General features: G+C 54.1%; 19 protein-coding genes. 12 read left to right on the top strand and 7 right to left on the bottom strand.

The window, feature by feature from the left end; genetic code table 11:
• Nucleotides 1-163: 163 nt before the first annotated feature.
• Nucleotides 164-883 carry a DUF554 domain-containing protein gene (locus ACSZO4_RS18115; protein ID WP_437890426.1) on the bottom strand — a complete coding sequence of 240 codons (720 nt, stop codon included), beginning with the start codon at nucleotides 881-883 and terminating at the stop codon, nucleotides 164-166.
• 494 nt (nucleotides 884-1377) lie between these two features.
• On the opposite strand from ACSZO4_RS18115, the gene ACSZO4_RS18110 reads away from it, so the two are divergent.
• Entirely contained in the window at nucleotides 1378-3528 is a 2151-nt protein-coding gene (locus ACSZO4_RS18110; protein WP_437890425.1) for an ornithine decarboxylase, read from the top strand.
• A 93-nt stretch (nucleotides 3529-3621) separates the two neighbouring features.
• Here the strand turns inward: ACSZO4_RS18110 and ACSZO4_RS18105 are convergent, their stop codons facing one another.
• Together ACSZO4_RS18105 and ACSZO4_RS18100 are read right to left on the bottom strand one after the other, a co-directional pair.
• Nucleotides 3622-4320 (bottom strand): response regulator, encoded by a 699-nt coding sequence (locus ACSZO4_RS18105; RefSeq protein ID WP_437890424.1) that lies wholly within the window; start codon nucleotides 4318-4320, stop codon nucleotides 3622-3624.
• Entirely contained in the window at nucleotides 4310-5947 is a 1638-nt protein-coding gene (locus ACSZO4_RS18100; RefSeq protein WP_437890423.1) for an ATP-binding protein, read from the bottom strand. Before ACSZO4_RS18100 ends, ACSZO4_RS18105 begins: the two co-directional genes overlap by 11 nt.
• Before the next feature lie 330 nt (nucleotides 5948-6277).
• On the opposite strand from ACSZO4_RS18100, the gene ACSZO4_RS18095 reads away from it, so the two are divergent.
• From ACSZO4_RS18095 to citG, 8 genes are read left to right on the top strand one after another with little or no spacing between them, the layout of a single operon-like run.
• A complete protein-coding gene (locus ACSZO4_RS18095) occupies nucleotides 6278-7642 on the top strand; it encodes a 2-hydroxycarboxylate transporter family protein (protein WP_437890422.1) in 1365 nt (454 codons plus the stop codon).
• Nucleotides 7643-7664: 22 nt separating this feature from the next.
• Nucleotides 7665-8528, top strand: coding sequence for a fumarylacetoacetate hydrolase family protein (locus tag ACSZO4_RS18090; RefSeq protein ID WP_437890421.1), 864 nt, complete (start codon nucleotides 7665-7667; stop codon nucleotides 8526-8528).
• A 15-nt stretch (nucleotides 8529-8543) separates the two neighbouring features.
• Nucleotides 8544-9563, top strand: coding sequence for a [citrate (pro-3S)-lyase] ligase (citC, locus tag ACSZO4_RS18085; RefSeq protein WP_437890420.1), 1020 nt, complete (start codon nucleotides 8544-8546; stop codon nucleotides 9561-9563).
• A 19-nt stretch (nucleotides 9564-9582) separates the two neighbouring features.
• The gene (gene citD / locus ACSZO4_RS18080; protein WP_437890419.1) at nucleotides 9583-9876 is read left to right on the top strand and encodes a citrate lyase acyl carrier protein; all 294 of its coding nucleotides are present in this window, start codon (nucleotides 9583-9585) and stop codon (nucleotides 9874-9876) included.
• Nucleotides 9873-10748, top strand: coding sequence for a citrate (pro-3S)-lyase subunit beta (gene citE / locus ACSZO4_RS18075; protein WP_437890418.1), 876 nt, complete (start codon nucleotides 9873-9875; stop codon nucleotides 10746-10748). Before citD ends, citE begins: the two co-directional genes overlap by 4 nt.
• 10 nt (nucleotides 10749-10758) lie before the next feature.
• The gene (gene citF / locus ACSZO4_RS18070; protein ID WP_437890417.1) at nucleotides 10759-12285 is read left to right on the top strand and encodes a citrate lyase subunit alpha; all 1527 of its coding nucleotides are present in this window, start codon (nucleotides 10759-10761) and stop codon (nucleotides 12283-12285) included.
• Nucleotides 12282-12821 (top strand): citrate lyase holo-[acyl-carrier protein] synthase, encoded by a 540-nt coding sequence (gene citX / locus ACSZO4_RS18065; protein WP_437890416.1) that lies wholly within the window; start codon nucleotides 12282-12284, stop codon nucleotides 12819-12821. The genes citF and citX overlap by 4 nt, the downstream gene beginning before the upstream one ends.
• Nucleotides 12799-13629 carry a triphosphoribosyl-dephospho-CoA synthase CitG gene (gene citG, locus ACSZO4_RS18060; protein ID WP_437890415.1) on the top strand — a complete coding sequence of 277 codons (831 nt, stop codon included), beginning with the start codon at nucleotides 12799-12801 and terminating at the stop codon, nucleotides 13627-13629. Before citX ends, citG begins: the two co-directional genes overlap by 23 nt.
• A gap of 66 nt (nucleotides 13630-13695) precedes the next feature.
• On the opposite strand, the gene ACSZO4_RS18055 is transcribed toward citG, so the two are convergent.
• From ACSZO4_RS18055 to mutY, 4 genes are all read right to left on the bottom strand, one after another.
• Nucleotides 13696-14949, bottom strand: a complete 1254-nt coding sequence (locus ACSZO4_RS18055) for a nucleoside permease (protein WP_437890414.1) — start codon at nucleotides 14947-14949, stop codon at nucleotides 13696-13698.
• 243 nt (nucleotides 14950-15192) lie between these two features.
• Nucleotides 15193-16278 (bottom strand): membrane-bound lytic murein transglycosylase MltC, encoded by a 1086-nt coding sequence (gene mltC, locus ACSZO4_RS18050; protein ID WP_437890413.1) that lies wholly within the window; start codon nucleotides 16276-16278, stop codon nucleotides 15193-15195.
• An 88-nt stretch (nucleotides 16279-16366) separates the two neighbouring features.
• A complete protein-coding gene (locus tag ACSZO4_RS18045; protein ID WP_437890412.1) occupies nucleotides 16367-16642 on the bottom strand; it encodes an oxidative damage protection protein in 276 nt (91 codons plus the stop codon).
• A gap of 12 nt (nucleotides 16643-16654) precedes the next feature.
• Nucleotides 16655-17728 (bottom strand): A/G-specific adenine glycosylase, encoded by a 1074-nt coding sequence (gene mutY, locus ACSZO4_RS18040; protein WP_437890411.1) that lies wholly within the window; start codon nucleotides 17726-17728, stop codon nucleotides 16655-16657.
• Between the two features lie 144 nt (nucleotides 17729-17872).
• Here mutY and trmB point away from each other — a divergent pair, with 144 nt between their 5' ends.
• From trmB to ACSZO4_RS18025, 3 genes are read left to right on the top strand one after another with little or no spacing between them, the layout of a single operon-like run.
• On the top strand, nucleotides 17873-18592 hold the full coding sequence (trmB, locus tag ACSZO4_RS18035) for a tRNA (guanosine(46)-N7)-methyltransferase TrmB (RefSeq protein WP_437890410.1): 720 nt from the start codon (nucleotides 17873-17875) through the stop codon (nucleotides 18590-18592).
• A complete protein-coding gene (locus tag ACSZO4_RS18030; protein ID WP_437890409.1) occupies nucleotides 18592-18918 on the top strand; it encodes a YggL family protein in 327 nt (108 codons plus the stop codon). The genes trmB and ACSZO4_RS18030 overlap by 1 nt, the downstream gene beginning before the upstream one ends.
• A gap of 51 nt (nucleotides 18919-18969) precedes the next feature.
• Entirely contained in the window at nucleotides 18970-19689 is a 720-nt protein-coding gene (locus ACSZO4_RS18025; protein ID WP_437890408.1) for a DUF2884 domain-containing protein, read from the top strand.
• Nucleotides 19690-19786: the final 97 nt, after the last annotated feature.

Genomic DNA, 19786 nt, shown 5'->3' with positions numbered 1-19786 from the left:
TCGAACCAAGGACACGGGGATTTTCAATCCCCTGCTCTACCGACTGAGCTATCCGGGCAACGGGGCGCATTAAACCTGATCCGTCTCGCCTCGTCAACGAAATTTCTTCAAATCTTTGCAGACTGCACAATCTATCACCAGATTGCGTTCAGTGCATGTATCTTCAGGCAAAAAAAGCGGTCCATAGCGCGGAAATTGGCATCGCCAGCACCAGCGCAGGCAGCATATTCGCCACGGCAAACATCTTGATACCACAGATCCGCAGGCCTGTTGCCAACAGCAGCACGCCGCCGACGGCGGTGAAGTCCCCCATCATCGCGGGCGTGGTCAGCGGCATGATTAACGTCGCACTGTAAGCGAGGGTGAGCTGAATCATCAGCATCGGCACACAAATCGCTGCCACTGCAATGCCCAGTGAAGTCGCAAAGATTAATGCGGTGAAAAAGTCGAGAAAGGCTTTGGCAATCAGGATGCTGGGATCCCCGGTCATCCCTTCGCGCATGGAGCCGAAGATCCCGGTGCCGCTGGCGCAAAACAGAATAATAATCGCCACCAGGCTTTGAATAAATGCCTCGTGACCATCCGGAGCATGGTTGCCAGTCCGGCGTCTTTGCAGCAGTTTACGCAGGCCGTTTACTCCGCCGCTGATGCCGCGTTCCACATAACAGAGTTCGCCTATCAGCGTACCGACAAGGGTGGCGAGGACCATCACCGGCAGGTTGACGCATTTAATCACCAACAGAACGCCAATACCCAATGATGCAAGACCAAAAATCGATGGCATATTCGCGCGAATGCGTTCGGGTAAACGCTGACTCAGCACCGCCCCCAGCACACCGCCCAGCAGGACGGCGGCGGCATTGATAAAAGGTCCAGTAAACACGTGTTTTCTCCTGATGCTTGACGAGATCAACTGCATATTATGTCGAGGATAAGCACATTATTATGCCTGAATAATGTGAATCTAATGACTATTTATCTTTTAAATATATTCACTTATATAAACAATTAAAAATTGAACTGCATTAAGTTGCATTTAGCTACCGCCTCGTCGGTTGCACCTGCGAATAAATAGTGACATGATTGCGCGAATTTTCCTCTCAACCACACGGGGCTGCCTGGGATGACGCTGTATTCATCACTCCACCAGATGCATCGCGCGCAAGTGCGAATGTTCACCCGTTCAATTTTATCCCATACTTCACTCACCATGCGGTGAGGCTATCGCACGCTCACTGTAGGACAACATTAAAATCAGAGCTTATCTGCTTTTACTGATGTCTGGCGGTCGGAGCTGGTTCCAGTCAGACACGTTCGTTCGGTGAAGCAAGCGCTTCATCCGGGGCCTTTTTTCCCCTGCAACGGGTATGTGTGCTTATGAAAACAATGAAAATTGCCGTCAGCCGTGAGCTGGTATCCACTCTGTCCACCCATCGTGAAAAGGTGACGCTGGACAGTACCGATTTTACGGATGTGGCGGCAGTCGTCATTACGCTGGCGGAAAGTCGTAGCGGCATTCTGGCCTTGCTCAGGCGGACGGGCTTCAACCTGCCGGTGTTTTTGTTCGACAGCAAGAAAACTGACGTTCCGGAAGGCGTCACGGCAATTATCGACGGTAAAGCCCAGGACTGGCTGGAGCTGGAGACCGCTGCCGGTGACTATGAAGACAACCTGCTGCCGCCGTTTTTTGACACCCTGCGCCAGTATGTGGCGATGAAGAACGACACCTTCGCGTGCCCTGGCCACCAGCACGGGGAGTTCTTCAAAAAACATCCGGCGGGCAGACAGTTCTTTGACTTCTTTGGCGAAAATCTCTTTCGTGCCGATATGTGTAACGCCGACGTCAAGCTGGGTGACCTGCTGATTCATGAAGGCTCAGCCAAGCATGCCCAGAAGTTCGCCGCGAAAGTGTTTAATGCCGATAAAACCTACTTTGTGCTTAACGGTACTTCTGCCGCGAACAAAGTGGTGACCAACGCTCTGCTGACGCGCGGCGATCTGGTGTTGTTTGACCGCAACAACCACAAATCCAACCACCACGGCGCATTGATTCAGGCCGGGGCGACCCCTGTCTATCTGGAAGCCTCGCGTAACCCGTTTGGCTTTATTGGCGGCATCGACGACCATTGTTTTGATGAGAAATACCTGCGCGAGCTGATCCGTGAAGTGGCGCCGGAAAAAGCCAGCCAGCCGCGCCCGTTCCGGCTGGCGGTGATCCAGCTCGGTACTTACGATGGCACCATTTATAACGCCCGCCAGGTTATCGATAAAATCGGCACGCTCTGCGACTACATCCTGTTTGACTCCGCATGGGTCGGTTACGAACAGTTCATTCCGATGATGGCGGACACCTCGCCGTTGCTGCTGGAGCTCAACGAAAACGATCCGGGGATCTTTGTCACCCAGTCCGTACATAAACAGCAGGCCGGTTTCTCACAAACCTCGCAGATCCATAAAAAGGATAATCACCTGCGCGGACAGGCGCGTTTTTGCCCGCATAAGCGGCTGAACAATGCTTTTATGCTGCATGCCTCGACCAGCCCGTTCTACCCGCTGTTTGCCGCGCTTGATGTGAACGCGAAGATCCATCAGGGTGAGAGTGGCCGCCGTCTGTGGGCCGAATGCGTGGAAGTGGGGATTGAAGCGCGTAAATCGATCATCGCCAACTGCAAAATGATCCAGCCCTTCGTGCCGCCGGAAATCGCCGGACGCCCGTGGCAGGATCATCCCACTGAGGTGATTGCCCGCGAGCGGCGTTTCTTTAGCTTTGAACCGGGCGCGCGCTGGCACGGTTTTGAGGGATATGCGCAGGATCAGTACTTTGTCGATCCCTGCAAGCTGCTGCTGACCACACCGGGCATTGATGCGCAAACCGGGGAGTACACCGAGTTTGGGATCCCGGCGACCATTCTGGCGAACTACCTGCGTGAGAACGGCATCGTGCCGGAAAAATGCGATCTCAACTCGATCCTGTTCCTGCTGACGCCGGCAGAAAGTACGGCGAAAATGGCTCACCTGGTGGCGATGTTGTCCCAGTTTGAGCGTCATATTGAAGACGACACGCCGCTGGCTGCCGTTCTGCCGACCATCTATAACAAATACCCGGTGCGCTATCGCGATTACACTCTTCGCCAGCTGTGCCAGGAGATGCACGATCTGTACGTCAGCTTTGATGTGAAAGATTTGCAAAAAGAGATGTTCCGCAAAGAGAGTTTCCCGGCAGTGGCGGTAAATCCACAGGATGCGCATCAGGAGTATATTCGCGGCAATGTGGATCTGGTGCGTATCAGCGAGGCGGAAGGGCGCATTGCGGCTGAAGGGGCGCTGCCGTACCCGCCGGGCGTGCTGTGCGTGGTGCCTGGTGAAGTCTGGGGCGGCGCAGTGCAGCGTTATTTCCTGGCGCTGGAAGAGGGCGTGAATTTGCTGCCGGGCTTCTCACCTGAGCTGCAGGGGGTTTACTCCGAAACGGATGCCGATGGGATCAAGCGGTTGTACGGGAATGTGCTGAAGCAGTCCTCTGCGGTCTGATGCCCTCACCCCGGCCCTCTCCCACGGGAGAGGGAGCAAACACTAAAAAGGCAACAGGCGTTGCCTTTTGCATTTACCTGTCACGCACAATTCCTACGCACTCTCCTGCGTGCGGCGGTACATTCTGCGCGGGTGACCAATCTTGCCGTACTGCATCTCGACGGCTAAAAACCCTGACTCCACGCCGTGTTCCAGATAACGGCGGGCGGTGGTTTTACTTAACCCCGTTTGTGTGACCACTTCATCCACGGAGAAACAGCGTTCTCCCGCGTCCGTAAACAGGGTCTGCACCCTGGAGAGCGTGTTCTCTTCAATCCCCTTGCTGCCGTTATCCAGTTTGTAATTCCTGGCCTGAAGCTGGTACAGCGAGTCAACGTTTTGTTGATCAACAATTTTCCATACCCGTTGCTGCTCGGCAAATTGCACAAAGCGCTCCAGCGACTGACTCAGGCGTTTCCAGGAGACAGGCTTAAGGATATAGTCAAAGGCCCCGTTGCGGATCGCCTGGCTGCAGGTGTCCATATCGCTGGCGGCGGTAATAAAAATCACCGAACAATTGGCGCGAATAATCATCGGATCGCTGATAAGCGTGATGCCTTTGCCGTCCGGCAAATAGTTATCCAGCAGCACCAGTTGCGGCTGCTTACTGGTAAGCTGAGCCTTAGCTTCCGCCAGAGAGGTGGCAATACCTACCAGCCGCAAACGCGGATGTTTACCGATAAGTTCCGCATGGAGCTGAGCCAGCTCGTTCTCATCTTCTACTATCAGCACATCTATCTGTTCATGTCGCATAAGTACCATCTTCCAGCGTCGTAGCGGGGCGTTGTAGGTGACCCGTTTCAGGAATAAATAACGAAAATATCGTGCCGCGCGGGGCATTGTCGGAGACCTCAATCGATCCGCCGACCTGGGTGACATAGCTTGCGATCAGATACAGGCCAATGCCATGATCGCCATTGCGCTTGGTGGTCATTCCGCGCTCAAACATATGATGCCGGAGGGCCGGGGCGATCCCCACGCCGCGATCCGCCACTTCAATGATCAGCTCGCGGTCATTTTGCAGGATCAACACTTCAACCGGATCGTGTGGTAACTCCGCGCGCTGAGTGGCTTCAATGGCGTTGTCCAGCAGGTTACCAATGATCGAGATAAGTTCGGCTTCTGCCAGCAGGTGTGCGGGCCTTGCCATCTGACAACTGGGATCAAACACCAGTTCGACCCCTTTCTCTCTGGCGCGCGCGGCTTTGCCCAGCAGCAATCCGCACAACGTGGGTGAGTGAAAACGGGATGAAATAAAATCGAGCAGCTCCTGGGCGTGCTCAGACTGGGCCTGGATATAACGCACCGCGTCATCGTAACGCTCCATATGCAACAGCCCGGAAAGGGTGGTCATTCTGTTCAACTGCTCATGACGCATAATGCGCAGGTTGTCGACATAGCGTTTAACCTGGCTGAGCTGGGCGCTGAGGCTGTCGATCTCGTTGCGATCGCGAAAGGTAATCACCCAGCCCTGGAGCTTATCTTCGAGCATGATCCGCACCCGGCTGGCAATCACCGTAACCTGATTAAAGCGGCAGATCTCATCATGGGTGTCTTTCTCCAGCATCAGATTGCGGGAGAAGAAAGGTACCCCAGGAATCAGCTCAGTGATCAACTGCCCGCGCAGCTCCCGGGTTGGCTGGCTCAGGTCGAGCAAGGTTCTCGCCGCCTGGTTGATCACCTCGATTCGCAGATTGCCGTCGATGGCAATTACCCCTTCATAAATCGACTCCATCATCGCTTTTTGCTGGCGCACCAGCAGGCCAATTTCCCGTGGCTCCAGGGAGAAGATCTGCTTTTTGATCCCACGGGTAAAGAACCACGAGAAGATAAACAGGGCTGCCAGCAGCAGTACCGCGGCAATAAATATATTGATCGCTTTACCGAGGGTGATGGTGTCGAGATAGCTGGTCAGATAGCCAACGGAAACAATACCAATAACCTGACCCGCCTCATTAAAAACAGGCGCTTTACTGCGCAGAGAAATACCCAGCCCACCCTGGCGAATCGTGGTCAGGCTTTTCCCCTGTAAGACTTCCTGATTATCCCCGCCGACTAACAAAGTCCCCACCCGGGCATCATTATCAGAATGAAAAAGGTGCACGCCGTTATTATCGCCAATCACAATAAAGCTGGCGTCGCTACGCTTGACGACTTTTTGCATAAATTGCGATATTGCCGAAATATCTTTTTCGGCAATTGACTTGCGTAAACTCGGAATAATCGCTATTTCTTCTGCTTGTATTTTTGCCCGGACACTCATTTCCTGATAAAGCTGGCGGCCAACATCGATATAATAATAACTACCCAGTAAGATGAACAAACCGGAGAAAAAAAGAACCAGCGATATAAATAACTTAATCTGGAACGACAGTTTCATGGTGTCACGTGCGAGCGATAAAAACAGCAATGTAACATCTTTCGGCGCTGCGGTGGCGAGTTTACTGGAAACTTGTGATCCCTTGCACACCAGGTGCTGACTGCTGCGGGTAAAGAAACAGAGAGTTTTAGGAAATGTTATTAAGTTGTTTTTTATTTTAAAAAAACCATAAAAACCACGGAAATAATTACGGCATTAATCACATTAAATAAAAGAAACCATAAAAACCATAGATGCCATTAAAACTCCGGTTTTATTATGCGGCGCCTCACATATTATTGCTGACTGGCCCTTTACTCTGACGCTGCAAAATAACCAAGGGGCTTAATTATGAGCACAACTGACGATTCTTTTTCTATTACCTCTGAATCGCTATCGATTCAAAAACCATCGTTAAAAGACAGATGGTGGCACATCATGGATACCTGGAAAGTCGGGATTATTCCATTGCCGCTATTTGTGCTGGCTGGCGTGTTAATCGCTGTCGATTGTCTGGGGGGAAAATTACCCAGCGACATCGTAGTGATGGTTGCAACACTGGCATTCTTCGGCTTTGCCTGCGGTGAATTCGGTAAACGTCTGCCGATTATCGGCAAACTCGGGGCGGCGGCGATTTGCGCCACTTTTATCCCGTCGGCGATGGTCTATTACGGCCTGCTGCCGGACGTGGTGGTTGAGTCCACCACCAAGTTCTACAAATCCACCAACATTCTGTACCTCTATATCTGCTGCATTATCGTGGGCAGTATCATGAGCATGAATCGCACCACGCTGATTCAGGGCTTCCTGCGTATTTTCTTCCCGATGCTGTGCGGTGAAATTGCCGGCATGCTGGTGGGGATGGGCGTCGGTATGCTGCTCGGTCTCGAACCGTTCCAGATCTTCTTCTTTATTATCCTGCCGATCATGGCCGGTGGTGTGGGTGAAGGCGCGATCCCGCTCTCTATCGGTTACGCCACTATTCTGCATATGGATCAGGGCGTTGCACTGGGTCGCGTTCTGCCGATGGTGATGCTTGGCGGTCTGACTGCGATCATTATCTCCGGCTGTCTGAACCAGTTGGGTAAACGCTTTCCGCACCTGACCGGTGAAGGTCAGCTGATGCCTAATCGCGCTAACACCGATGAACAAGCACCGGCTGCACCGGCGTACAGCGGCAAAGCGGACGTGACCACCATTGCATCCGGCGCATTACTGGCCGTGCTGCTCTATATGCTGGGCATGCTGGGCCACAAACTGATCGGTCTGCCTGCGCCTGTTGGCATGCTGTTTATGGCGGTGCTGGTGAAGCTGGTTCACGGCGTATCGCCGAAAATCCTCGAAGGTTCTCAGGTCGTTTACAAATTCTTCCAGACCTCAGTGACTTACCCAATCCTCTTCGCCGTTGGCGTTGCTATTACTCCGTGGCAGGAGCTGGTTCACGCGTTCACCCTGACTAACCTGCTGGTTATCGTCAGCACCGTGACCACCCTGGTTGCTACCGGCTTCTTCGTCGGTAAAAAAATCGGTATGCACCCGATTGATGTTGCCATCGTCTCCTGCTGTCAGAGCGGGCAGGGTGGTACCGGGGATGTTGCCATCCTCACTGCGGGCAACCGTATGAGCCTGATGCCGTTTGCCCAGATTGCCACCCGTATCGGCGGTGCAATCAACGTCTCGGTATCGTTGCTGGTACTTGGCAACTTCCTCGTTTGATTTATGTGTTACAGGAACTGATATGAAACTCGCAAGCTTTGTCCATCAGGGGATCCGCAGTTACGGGATCGTGAAAGCAGATGGTGTGGTCGATCTGGGGCGTCGTCTGGGGAGCAGTTACGGTGATTTGAAATCGCTGCTCGCCGCCGATGCGTTACATGAAGCGCAGCAGTTTATCGCCGAAAAAGCGGATCTGAGCTTCGATGCACTGGAATTTTTACCGGTGATTGATAACCCAGGAAAAATTCTCTGCGTGGGCATGAATTATGCCGAAAAACGCAAAGAGTTTGACCAGCACAACCCGGCGCCGACGCTGTTTATCCGCTTCGCTGATTCACAAACCGGGCACCAGACGCCGGTCCTCAAACCACGCCACTCCAGGGAGTTTGATTACGAGGGTGAACTGGCGGTGATCATCGGCAAAAGCGGGGAAGATATCTCCCGTGAAGAGGCGCTTAGCTTCGTTGCCGGTTACAGCTGCTATATGGATGGATCCGCGCGTGACTGGCAGCACACCTGGTTTACCGCCGGTAAAAACTGGCGTCAGACCGGCGCGTTTGGCCCATGGATGACTACTGCGGATGAAATCCCCGATCCGCATCAGCTGGCGATCCGCACCTGGCTTAACGGCCGCATGGTGCAGGAAGACAACACCGCCAGCATGATCCACAAGGTGGCAGAGCTTATCGAGTACATCAGTACCTTTACCCGCCTGAATCCTGGTGACGTGATCATCACCGGTTCGCCGGGCGGCGTTGGCAAAAAACGCACCCCGCCGCTGTTTATGCATGCAGGGGATCGCATTGAAGTGGAGATCGAGAATATCGGTCATCTCAGCAATGTGATAGCAGATGCGCCAGCGCAATCACTGGCAGCCATGCACTAAGGAACAGGCGGAAGTATGCAAGCACAACTCCCCATCGATTTTCGCGTTGCAGATGTTGCCAGCGGATCACAGCGTTTTACGCAGATTCGCTCTCTGCTGGCGGACAGCGGCCTGGGTCTGGACCACGATATCACCACTTTTGTTGAAGCCTGGTCCGGCTCCCGGCTGGTGGGTTGTGCGGGTCTGACCGCCAACGTCATCAAATGTGTTGCTGTTGATGAATCGCTACGCGGTGAAAATCTCAGCGCCCGTTTGCTGGCAGAAGTGGAACACCTGGCGCTGGCGCGGGGACATTTTCATCTGTTCCTGTGTACGCGCCCCTGTAACCGGGAGCGTTTTCAACACAGCGGATTCTGGCCCATTGCCCAGAGTGGGAATAACGCGGTGTTAATGGAAAACACCCCGTCAGGCATCAGTCGCTATTGCCGTTCGTTGCAGCGCCAGAAGGTGGCGGGTGAGCGCATCGGGGCCATTGTCATGAACGCTAACCCCTTTACGCTTGGCCACCGTCATCTGGTGGAACAGGCCGCGATGTCCTGTGACCATCTGCATCTGTTTGTGGTGCAGGAAGATGCCTCATTTTTCCCGTTTACGGCGCGCTTCAAGATGGTGAAAGCCGGTGTTGCCCATCTGCCCAACGTCACCGTGCATGAAGGCTCGGAATACATCATTTCCCGGGCCACTTTTCCGGCCTATTTCCTTAAGGAGACCGGAAAAGTACAGCAGGCGTGGAGCGAAATCGACTTGCTGATTTTCCGCAACCATATCGCCCCGGCGCTTGGCATCACCCATCGTTTTATCGGTTCGGAGCCGTTTTGCGACATTACCCGCCAGTACAACCAGACCATGCACCACCTGCTGGCCGGCGCCGTTGAGGTCGTGGAGATCCCACGGATTAAAGCCACGGGTAATGCCATCTCAGCTTCGGAAGTCAGGCGTTTACTGAAAACGCACCAGTTTTCCCGTATTCGGGAAATCGTACCGGATACCACTTTCGCGCACCTTGAAATGCACTACAGCGCGGAAGTCGCTTAAAAAACTCAGGACATAAAATATGAAAATTGTTAGGGAGGCGCTGGCCGGGACCATGGAGTCCAGCGACCTGATGGTGAAAATAGCCCGCGCCGAAGGTGAGCTGGACATCGTCATCCACAGTGAAGTGATTAAGCAGTTCGGCGACCAGATCCGTCAGGTCGTGGACGCTACGCTGCGCAATATGGATGTCCGCCAGGCGGTGGTCATCATCGAAGATAAAGGCGCGCTGGATTGTGTTATCCGCGCCCGTCTGCAAAGCGCCATTTTACGTGCCAGCGACAGTGACAATATCAACTGGGAGAAACTGCTATGAAAAAGCTCCGTCGTAGCATGCTGTTCCTCCCCGGCGCCAATGCCGCCATGCTCTCCACCGCGTTTATCTATCGTCCGGACTCGATCATGTTCGATCTGGAAGATGCGGTCGCCCTGCGTGAAAAAGACACCGCCCGCGTGCTGGTGTTCCACGCCCTGCAACACCCGATGTACAAAGACATTGAAACCGTGGTCCGTATCAATCCGCTGAACACGCCCTTTGGCCTCAAAGATCTGGAAGCCGTGGTGCGCGCTGGCGTTGACGTGGTGCGCCTGCCGAAGACCGACACCCCGGAAGATATTTACGAGCTGGAACGTCATCTTGAGCGCATTGAGATGGAATGCGGTCGTGATATCGGCTCCACCCGCGTGATGGCGGCGATTGAATCTGCCGTCGGTGTTATCAACGCGGTGGCCATTGCCCGCAGCTCCCAGCGTCTGATCGGCATCGCGCTGGCGGCATTCGACTATGTGATGGATATGCAAACCGAACGCGGCGACGGCACTGAGCTGTTCTATGCCCGCTGCGCCGTGCTGCATGCCGCGCGTGCCGCCGGGATCGACGCCTTCGATGTGGTCTGGTCAGATTTGAATGATGAAGCGGGATTCCTGCGGGAAGTCGACCTGATCCGCAAAATGGGCTTTAACGGTAAATCGCTGATCAACCCACGGCAGATCGATCTCCTGCACAACGCTTATGCGCCAACCCAGCAGGAAGTGGATCACGCCAAACGCGTCATCGAGGCGGCAGAAGAGGGCGAACGTAACGGACTCGGCGTGGTTTCGCTGAACGGCAAAATGATCGACGGCCCCATCATTAACCACGCGCAGGTGGTACTTGAACGTGCTGCTGCGTCCGGCGTGCGTCGGTAAGGACAGAACAATGAATCAGACAGAGCTTCTCCACGTTAACTTTCCGCACCTGCGAGATTTAAAACCTTTTGACGGTGCCCACAGCACCACCCCCTGGCTTGCCGATGTTGAGAGCAAACATAACCGTAAAATGTGCGCCTCTCTGGAAGACACCATTGCCCGCAGCGGTCTGAAAGATGGGATGACGATTTCGTTTCATCACGCGTTTCGCGAAGGCGACCGGGTCATTAACAACGTTGTGGCAACGCTTGCCCGTCTGGGTTTTAAAAACCTGACGCTGGCCTCCAGTTCGCTGATGACCTGTAATGACAGCCTGATTGAGCACATTCAAAACGGCGTTATTACCCGCATTTTCACCTCCGGGATGCGCGGCAAGCTGGCGGATGCCATCTCCCACGGGCTGATGGCCGAACCGGTACAAATTCACTCCCACGGCGGTCGCGTTAAGCTGCTGCAGGACGGTGAGCTGAACATCGACGTCGCCTTTTTGGGCGTACCCTGCAGCGATGAGTTTGGTAATGCTAACGGTACGCAGGGTAAATCCTCATGCGGTTCACTGGGTTATGCGATGGTGGATGCCCAGTTCGCCCGTAAAGTGGTGCTGCTGACCGAAGAGCTGGTGCCGTTCCCCAATATGCCAGCAAGCCTGGTGCAGGATCAGGTGGATTATATTGTGCAGGTTGAGAGTGTTGGCGACCCGGCAAAAATCAGCGTCGGCGCGGCTCGCGTCACCAGCAATCCACGTGAGTTGATGATTGCCCGTTACGCGGCGGACGTTATTGAACACTCCGGCTACTTCAAAAATGGCTTCTCCATGCAGACCGGTTCTGGTGCTGCGGCAACAGCCTGTACGCGCTTTATGGAAGAGAAGATGGAGCGTAGTGGTGTGAAGGCCAGTTTTGCCCTCGGCGGCATCACCGGCGGCCTGGTTTCGCTGCATGAGAAAGGGCTGGTGGCGAAGCTGCTTGATACCCAGTGTTTTGACAGCGAAGCCGCGGCGTCGCTGGCGCGTAACCCGAATCATGTGGAAATCTCCACCAACGTGTATGCCAACCCGGGCAGTAAAGCCGCCAGTTGCGACCAGCTGGATGTGGTGATCCTCAGCGCCCTGGAAATCGACACCGACTTTAACGTTAACGTGATCACCGGCTCTGATGGGGTGATGCGCGGCGCATCCGGCGGTCACTGCGACGTTGCCGCGGCGGCTAACCTGACTATCGTTGTCGCCCCGCTGCTGCGTACCCGTATTCCAACCGTGGTCAGGCGTGTGACCACGCTGCTGACGCCGGGCGAAAGCATTGATGTGCTGGTCACTGACCATGGTATCGCGGTCAATCCGGCGCGCCCGGAAGTACGCGAGCGCCTGCTGGAAGCTGGCCTGAAGGTGGTGGACATTGAAGCCCTCTATGAGCGTGCGATTTCCCTGACCGGCGCACCGAAACCCATCGAATTCACCGACCGTATCGTCGGGGTGATTCGCTATCGTGATGGCAGCGTGATTGACGTTGTTCATCAGGTGAAGGAGAACAATGCATGACCTTACTGACGCCCGAAAGAGCGGGCGTCAGCCTTGATGCGCTGCTGGCCTCAAAAGAGGCCCGTGCAGCGCGCCAGGCTGACTGGCTGGCTCATTATCAACACCCGGTTATCTCCCTGACACTGGTGACGCCGGGTGCGCACAAAGACAGCATTCGTTACCGTAATACCATGGGCGTTGCCCTCCAGGCGTGCGATCAGCTGTTGTGGCAAAACCACTGGCCGGTACTGGACCGCCAGGTGTTATGGCTGCCGACAGGCCCGGAAGCGCTGTGGTGCGTTGACCATACCGCCGTCGAAATCAAAGCCCAGTGCGTGGAGATGGAGCAGTCCCACCCTCTTGGCCGACTCTGGGATTTTGACGTCCTGTGCCCGAAAAACGGCCAGATTGGCCGCCAGTCGCTGGATCTCACCACCCGCCGTTGCCTGGTGTGTGATGAGCCTGGTCACGGCTGTGCCCGCTCGCGTCGTCACCCTCTTGATGAGGTGGTAGGACGCTTGGAGAAGATGATTGATGTCTGGTTTGCTCGCGACTAAGCTCGCCCGTTTTGACGTTGCCGCGCTGGCGACGATGGCGCTACGCCTTGAATTAAATCTCACCCCTAAACCAGGGCTGGTGGATTTGGCGAACAACGGTTCGCACAGCGATATGGATCATGCGTTGTTTTTACGCAGTATCGCGGCCATCACGCCCTGGTTTCGCGTTTTTGAAAAAGCCGGTTTCGAACATGCCCTGAAACCTGCCAGCGAACAACTGCGCTTACTGCGCCCGGCAGGAATGGCCTGTGAGCAGGCCATGTTCGAAGCCACCGGAGGCGTGAACACCCATAAAGGCGGCATTTTCTCCCTCGGGCTTATCTGTTTTGCCGCAGGGCGCTTACGGGGGCAAAACCGACTGGTCTGCGCGGAATCCGTCTGCCAGCAGGTCAGTGAAATCTGCAAAGGGCTGGTGGCGCGCGAACTGGCATCACGCACCCATGCGGTAACCGCAGGGGAAATTCAGTATCAGCAACTGGGCCTGACCGGGGCGCGCGGAGAGGTTGAGCATGGGTTCCCTACCGTGCGACAGCATGTGTTGCCTTACTGGTTTAAAGAGTCCGGCGAGCGGCGGTTTCATCATGCTTTGCTGCGCCTGATGGCGGCGAATCTCGACAGCAATCTGGTCTCGCGCGGGGGGATCGACGGACTTTACTATGTGCAGCGCTACGCCACGTCACTGCTAAAAAATGGCTGGGATGCCGGGCTGTTGCATGAGATGGACAAAGCGCTGATGAGCCGCAACCTGAGTCCTGGCGGCAGCGCAGACCTGCTGGCGGTCTCTTACGTGCTGGCGACGCTGGGGTAATGTTCAGCCGCACGCAATAAAAAAGCCTGGCAGGTTTGCCAGGCTTTTTATCAATAACTTAAAGCGTTACGCTTTCTGCGCAACACCGCCAGCCTGTGGTACGTGTTTGTATTTGAACAGCACCAGGAAGGCAAAGAACAGAACCACGGAGTAACCGGCGAAAATCAGCCATACGGTTTTCCAGTCTGTAGCCCCGGCAACGGTATACATTTCAACCACTTTACCGCTCGCCATACCGCCGAGGATAGAGCCGAAGCCGTTGGTCATCATCAGCAGCATACCCTGCGCGCTGGCACGGATAGCCGGGTTCACTTCTTTTTCAACGAACACCGAACCAGAGATGTTGAAGAAGTCGAAGGCGCAGCCGTAGACGATCATCGACATTACCAGCAGGACGGTGCCGAACGGCGTCGGGTCGCCGTAAGCGAACAGACCAAAACGCAGCATCCAGGCAACGATACTCATCAGCATCACGTTCTTGATACCGTAGCGGCCAAGGAAGAACGGGATCGCCAGGATAAAGACGGTTTCAGAGATCTGCGAAATAGACATCAGTACTGACGCATGGGTCACAATGAAACTGTTGGCGAACAGCGGGTTAGCGTCAAAGCTGTGCAGGAAGGTGTTACCAAAGATATTGGTAATTTGCAGTTCCGCGCCCAGCAGCATGGAGAAGATAAAGAAAATCGCCATGCGTTTGTTTTTGAACAGCGCAAAAGCGTTCAGGCCGAGCATTTCCACCCAGCTCTGATTTTTCTGGCTTTTGCTTACCGGCATATGTGGCAGCGTCAGGGCAAACAGGCTCAGAGCCAGAGAGAGTGCCGCACCGATGTACAGCTGCATATGGCTCAGTTCGAAGCCAGAGAAGCTGACCGCCCACATGGCGAGGATAAAGCCGATGGTGCCCCAGATACGAATTGGCGGGAAGTCCGCAACAATGTCATAGCCTGCGTTTTGCAGACGGGCATAAGAGATGGTGTTAACCAGACCCAGGGTTGGCATATAAGCCAGTGAGTTGAGCAGGATAATGGCAAACATTGCTCCCGGCGTGGTGACCGACGCGGCAATAAACAGCGTAATAGCGCCGACCAGGTGGCAAATGGCGTAAACCCATTTCGCGCTCAGCCATTTATCCGCCACGATACCGAGCAGCGTCGGCATTAACAGCGAAGCAATACCCAGAGAGCTGTAGACCGCGCCAATTTCTGCACCCTGGAACTTCAGGGTGACGAACATATAAGAGCCAAGCGTCGTCAGCCAGCTCCCCCACAGGCAGAACTGCAGGAAGATGATCACTTTAAGCTGCAGCTTAAGATTCATGTTAGTTTCCTCACCAAAGGAGTCTGATAGATGTTGTAATTAGGACAATTGCTGTTGTTTTGTGGGGCGATTCTATCATCGAAGCTGGGGCGAGATTGTTATATCCGACATATAAATGCAAACTTGGTATGGTTGCAGTCAAAGATAGTGACTTTGATCACATTTTTATGCACGGGAAGCTGCGTCTCAAAAGCAACGCTTATCCCCTTTCGCACTGTTGCCAAAGGGGATAAGCATCCCGACTCAGTTACGGCGGTAGCTTTTTTGCGCGGTATTCACTTTATAGAGGTAACGGCGCGACTCCGCGGAAGGGTGACGCGAGGTCAGCGTGGAGTAAACATCTCCCGGTGACAGCGTATTAATGATATTGGCGGCCTGTACTTTGTCGCCGGAGAAGACACGAAGTACGCTGCCTGCGCCGCCGTTATAGGCGGTAATAACGGCATAACGGCGGGACGTCGGATTCGAAATCCCCGACAGATAAACGTTATTCAGCATCGCCAGATAGGCGGTGCCGGTATCAATGTTACTTTGTGGATCAAATAGATAGCTGCGGCTCGGAGTGCCCGATTTCCCCTGAGAACGGAAGACATCGCGACCGGCACTGTGCTGCACCACCTGCATCAGCCCCAGGGCGTCAGAGCGACTTACCGCATAAGGGTTAAATGAGGACTCCGTTTGCATAATCGCCAGGATCAATGCCTCATCCACGCCGTAACGACGGGAGGCCTGACGCACCATGCCCACATATTTATGCGCACGTTTATCAAGATGGTTTGGCACCAGATTAATGGTGACGCTATAGATAATTTTCAGTCCGTTAGCGCGACTTTTCAGCCTGGTTCGCAGCAGATAATCGGCGAAGGCGGATGCCCGACCCTCCCAGCGAATAGACTGACCGGTATTATCGACCACCTGGCCGTACAGGAACGGCTCTTTGGATATCTGAATGTCGTCCACGTCAGAGTAGAGATCGATACCGCCTGGATCGTCGCCCATCAGCAGCGTTTTAATGATGGCCTGGCGCAGGTGAGCGGCGGGTTCTGTTCCGGCAATGGTTTCGATGGTTATGGTGCCTTCATCGAAGTTGATATGGCTGCGGGTCTGATACTGGTCAGTGTATTTAACGTAGTCTTTTGGCCCGGCGATCAGGACTTCGTTAAATCTCCATAAATTTTCAATGTTGTGGGCGAACTGGCCCATAAGAATGTCAAAACCGTTAGTGTCCTTTACCCAGGCTTCATTATAAGTATCACCACTTTTGTCTGAGCTGGAACACGAGATCAGTAACGGCGCAATAATCGCAAGCGCTAAAAATTTTTTCATCATTCCGGGGGATGCACAGTTAGTTATACAAAAGGGCCATCTGACCCCAGAAGTCAGGCCACAGTCTGGCTGATGCCTTGTGGCCAGGCTCTTATTTCTTCTCTTCCGGCGTGTAGCCTTCGATATGCACATCTTTCCCTTCGAACAGGTAGCTAACCATTTGCTGCTCAAGCAGCTTACGGTCCTCAACGTTCATCATGTTCAGTTTCTTTTCGTTGATAAGCATCGTCTGCTTTTTCTGCCACATTCCCCAGGCTTCTTTGGAGATCTCATTAAAAATGCGTTTGCCCAGCTCGCCAGGATAGAGCTGGAAGTCCTGACCATCGGCATCGCGTTGCAGGAAGGTGCAAAAAATAGTTCTACTCATAAACAGTCCTCTTTATACCGCGTGATGTGTAAGCGCCACGCCGACGCGTAATTGTTGCAGCAGGCGATCTACCGGGGCCGCCAGGCCCACCGATTGCGGCTGCGCTAAGTTATACCAAAGACCGTTTCCTTCATCCATGCATGAACTGAATGAATGCACGTTAATCCACATAGGCACAATATCCAGATGGAAATGGCTGAACGTATGGCGAAACGCCACAAGCTGGCTGAGAGTATCGGCCTTAATCTGGCGTTGTGCCAGCCAGTCACGTAGCCCTGCCTCATCCTCAAACTGCGGGAAACAATACAGCCCGCCCCATAAGCCCACCGGCGGGCGCTGCTGGACAAAAACCTGCTCGCCGTGCTGCATTAGCAGAAAATATGCGGTGCGCTCCGGCAGCGTCTGTTTGGGTTTCTTGCCCGGATATTGCGGCCAGGAGTGATTCGCATACGCGATACAGCCTGTTTGCAGCGGGCACAGCTGGCACTTGGGTTTTGAGCGGGTACAGACGATTGCGCCTAAATCCATCATCGCCTGGTTAAAACGCGCCACGCCTTTGGCTGGCGTGACCTGTTCCGCAAGGCCCCACAAACATTTCTCGACCTCTTTTTTACCTGGCCATCCCTCAACGGCATAGCAACGAGCCAGCACGCGTTTGACGTTGCCATCAAGAATCGGAAAATGTTTGTCCAGCGACAGGGAGAGAATGGCCCCCGCCGTCGAGCGCCCAACGCCGGGCAGCGCTTCCACCTCATCAAAGGTTTGTGGGAACACACCCGCGTGTTTCTCTGCCACCTGTTTTGCGGCTTTGTGCAGGTTGCGCGCGCGCGCGTAATAGCCAAGCCCGGTCCACAGGTGCAGTACCTCATCAAGGGGCGCATTCGCAAGGTCGGTGACGGTCGGGAAACGCGCCATAAAACGCTCAAAATAGGGGATAACGGTTGCGACCTGGGTTTGTTGCAACATCACCTCAGACAGCCATACTTTGTAAGGCGTCTTATCAATTTGCCAGGGCAACGTCTTGCGCCCGTATTTGTCGTACCAGTCCAGAACCTGGGCTGAAAATTGAGACGCTTGCATGGTCATCCACATCGCATTCATAAGGGTGATGATTGCAGCACAGCGCCGCCAGGGTGTAAACCGGAACTTTCCTGTGCTTGCAGCTTGCATACTGGAGTTAACTTTGGATAATGCCCGTTTCCTGAACACTCTCACAAGCAGACTTTTTTTATGAATAACGACGTCATTTCACCGGAATTTGATGAAAACGGCCGCCCGCTGCGCCGCATCCGTAGCTTTGTCCGCCGCCAGGGCCGTCTTACCAAAGGTCAACAGCATGCGCTGGATAACTACTGGCCGGTGATGGGCGTTGAGTTTGCTGAGCAGCCGCTGGATCTCGCCGTCCTGTTTGGTAATCGCGAACCGGTGACGCTGGAGATTGGTTTTGGCATGGGAGCGTCGCTGGTTGAGATGGCGAAAATCCGCCCTGCGCAGAACTTTCTGGGGATTGAAGTGCACTCGCCGGGCGTCGGTGCCTGCCTCTCCTCTGCACATGAAGAGGGGGTCGAAAACCTGCGCGTGATGTGCCATGACGCAGTGGAAGTGCTGCACAAAATGATCCCTGACAATTCATTAAACATGATGCAGCTGTTTTTCCCTGACCCATGGCATAAAGCACGGCATAATAAGCGTCGTATTGTTCAGGTGCCGTTTGCTGAACTGGTGAAGAGCAAGCTGAAACTGGGCGGCGTGTTTCATATGGCGACTGACTGGGAAGCTTATGCTGAGCATATGCTGGAAGTGATGACCTCTATCGACGGTTATCAGAATCTGTCAGCGACCAAAGATTATGTGCCGCGCCCGGACTCGCGCCCGGTAACCAAATTTGAACAACGTGGTCATCGTCTTGGTCACGGTGTATGGGACTTAATGTTCGAGAGGGTAAAATAATGGCAAAGAACCGCAGCCGCCGTCTTCGTAAGAAGATGCACATCGAAGAATTCCAGGAAATTGGTTTTTCTGTTAACTGGCGTTTCCCGGAAGGCACCAGCGAAGAAGAGATCGACAAAGTTGTTGATGCCTTTATTGTTGAAGCCGTTGAATCGCAAAAACTGACCTTTGGTGGCAGTGGCTATCTGGCCTGGGAAGGGCTGGTTTGTAAGCAGGAAGTGGGCCAGTGCAGCGCAGAGCATCAGGCCGTTGTGCATAAGTGGCTGGAAGACCACAAACTCGAAGAGGTAAGCGTCAGCGAACTTTTCGATATTTGGTGGGACTAAGTTTTACAGGGTCGGCAAATGCCGGCCCGTTTTGTCTCTACAGGAGTGGAAATGATGCGTAAGACGCTACTGGTGGCGCTACTCACGGTCACGGCTTTCAGCGCGAATGCGCAATACAAATGCAGCGTTAATCCTCGCGATGACGTAATTCTGAGCCCGCAGACCGTACAGGTGAAAGGTGAACATGGCGATCTGGTGCTGACGCCTGAAGGTAACCTGACGTTCAATGGTAAAGCGTTCTCGCTCAGCGCCGCCCAGCGTGAGCAGGCAAAGGATTACCAGTCTGAGCTGCGTACGGCGTTGCCATGGATAGACGAAGGCGCACGCTCCCGGGTAGAAAAAAGCCGCATCGCACTGGATAAAATCATCGTCAAGGAAGTTGGCGAGAGCAGCAGCATGCGTGGTCGTCTGACTAAACTCGACGCCCAGCTTAAAGATCAAATGAATAAGATTATCGAACATCGTAGCGATGGTCTGACGTTCCATTACAAAGCCATTGATGAAGTTCAGGCCAACGGCCAGCAACTGGTCAATCAGGCGATGGGCGGTATTTTGCAGGACAGCATCAATGAGATGGGCGCTAAAGCGGTGCTCAAAGGCGGCGGTAATCCGCTGCAGGGTGTACTTGGCAGCCTCGGCGGCTTGCAGACCGCGATTCAGGAAGAGTGGAAAAATCAGGAAGCGGATTTCCAGCAGTTTGGCAACGATGTGTGCAGCCGCGTCGTGTCCCTCGAAGAGAGCCGCAAAGCGCTGGTCGGCGGGCTGAAGTAGTTTATTTCCCCTCACCCTAACCCTTGTATGTTTAAAGTCACTTCAGTTACCCGCCACCAGGCGGGTACACTATTACCGTGTTTGACCTGATGCCACA

The organism is Phytobacter sp. V91, from assembly GCF_965644225.1.
In the GTDB taxonomy this organism is placed as follows: Bacteria; Pseudomonadota; Gammaproteobacteria; order Enterobacterales; family Enterobacteriaceae; genus CBFFRJ01.
The sequence above is the reverse complement of the archived record's forward strand: the minus strand, read 5'-3'. Positions and strand labels throughout refer to the sequence as shown.

Excerpts from the sequence above, each read along its gene's own strand:
- mutY (WP_437890411.1), bottom strand. The coding sequence starts at position 17,728 with ATGACCATGCAAGCGTCTCAATTTTCAGCCCAGGTTCTGGACTGGTAC.
- citD (WP_437890419.1), top strand. The coding sequence starts at position 9,583 with ATGAAAATTGTTAGGGAGGCGCTGGCCGGGACCATGGAGTCCAGCGAC.
- ACSZO4_RS18105 (WP_437890424.1), bottom strand. The coding sequence starts at position 4,320 with ATGCGACATGAACAGATAGATGTGCTGATAGTAGAAGATGAGAACGAG.
- citF (WP_437890417.1), top strand. The coding sequence starts at position 10,759 with ATGAATCAGACAGAGCTTCTCCACGTTAACTTTCCGCACCTGCGAGAT.
- ACSZO4_RS18110 (WP_437890425.1), top strand. The coding sequence starts at position 1,378 with ATGAAAACAATGAAAATTGCCGTCAGCCGTGAGCTGGTATCCACTCTG.
- ACSZO4_RS18025 (WP_437890408.1), top strand. The coding sequence starts at position 18,970 with ATGATGCGTAAGACGCTACTGGTGGCGCTACTCACGGTCACGGCTTTC.
- ACSZO4_RS18030 (WP_437890409.1), top strand. The coding sequence starts at position 18,592 with ATGGCAAAGAACCGCAGCCGCCGTCTTCGTAAGAAGATGCACATCGAA.
- ACSZO4_RS18055 (WP_437890414.1), bottom strand. The coding sequence starts at position 14,949 with ATGAATCTTAAGCTGCAGCTTAAAGTGATCATCTTCCTGCAGTTCTGC.
- citG (WP_437890415.1), top strand. The coding sequence starts at position 12,799 with ATGTCTGGTTTGCTCGCGACTAAGCTCGCCCGTTTTGACGTTGCCGCG.
- citE (WP_437890418.1), top strand. The coding sequence starts at position 9,873 with ATGAAAAAGCTCCGTCGTAGCATGCTGTTCCTCCCCGGCGCCAATGCC.
- citX (WP_437890416.1), top strand. The coding sequence starts at position 12,282 with ATGACCTTACTGACGCCCGAAAGAGCGGGCGTCAGCCTTGATGCGCTG.
- mltC (WP_437890413.1), bottom strand. The coding sequence starts at position 16,278 with ATGATGAAAAAATTTTTAGCGCTTGCGATTATTGCGCCGTTACTGATC.
- ACSZO4_RS18090 (WP_437890421.1), top strand. The coding sequence starts at position 7,665 with ATGAAACTCGCAAGCTTTGTCCATCAGGGGATCCGCAGTTACGGGATC.
- trmB (WP_437890410.1), top strand. The coding sequence starts at position 17,873 with ATGAATAACGACGTCATTTCACCGGAATTTGATGAAAACGGCCGCCCG.
- ACSZO4_RS18045 (WP_437890412.1), bottom strand. The coding sequence starts at position 16,642 with ATGAGTAGAACTATTTTTTGCACCTTCCTGCAACGCGATGCCGATGGT.
- ACSZO4_RS18100 (WP_437890423.1), bottom strand. The coding sequence starts at position 5,947 with ATGAAACTGTCGTTCCAGATTAAGTTATTTATATCGCTGGTTCTTTTT.
- citC (WP_437890420.1), top strand. The coding sequence starts at position 8,544 with ATGCAAGCACAACTCCCCATCGATTTTCGCGTTGCAGATGTTGCCAGC.
- ACSZO4_RS18095 (WP_437890422.1), top strand. The coding sequence starts at position 6,278 with ATGAGCACAACTGACGATTCTTTTTCTATTACCTCTGAATCGCTATCG.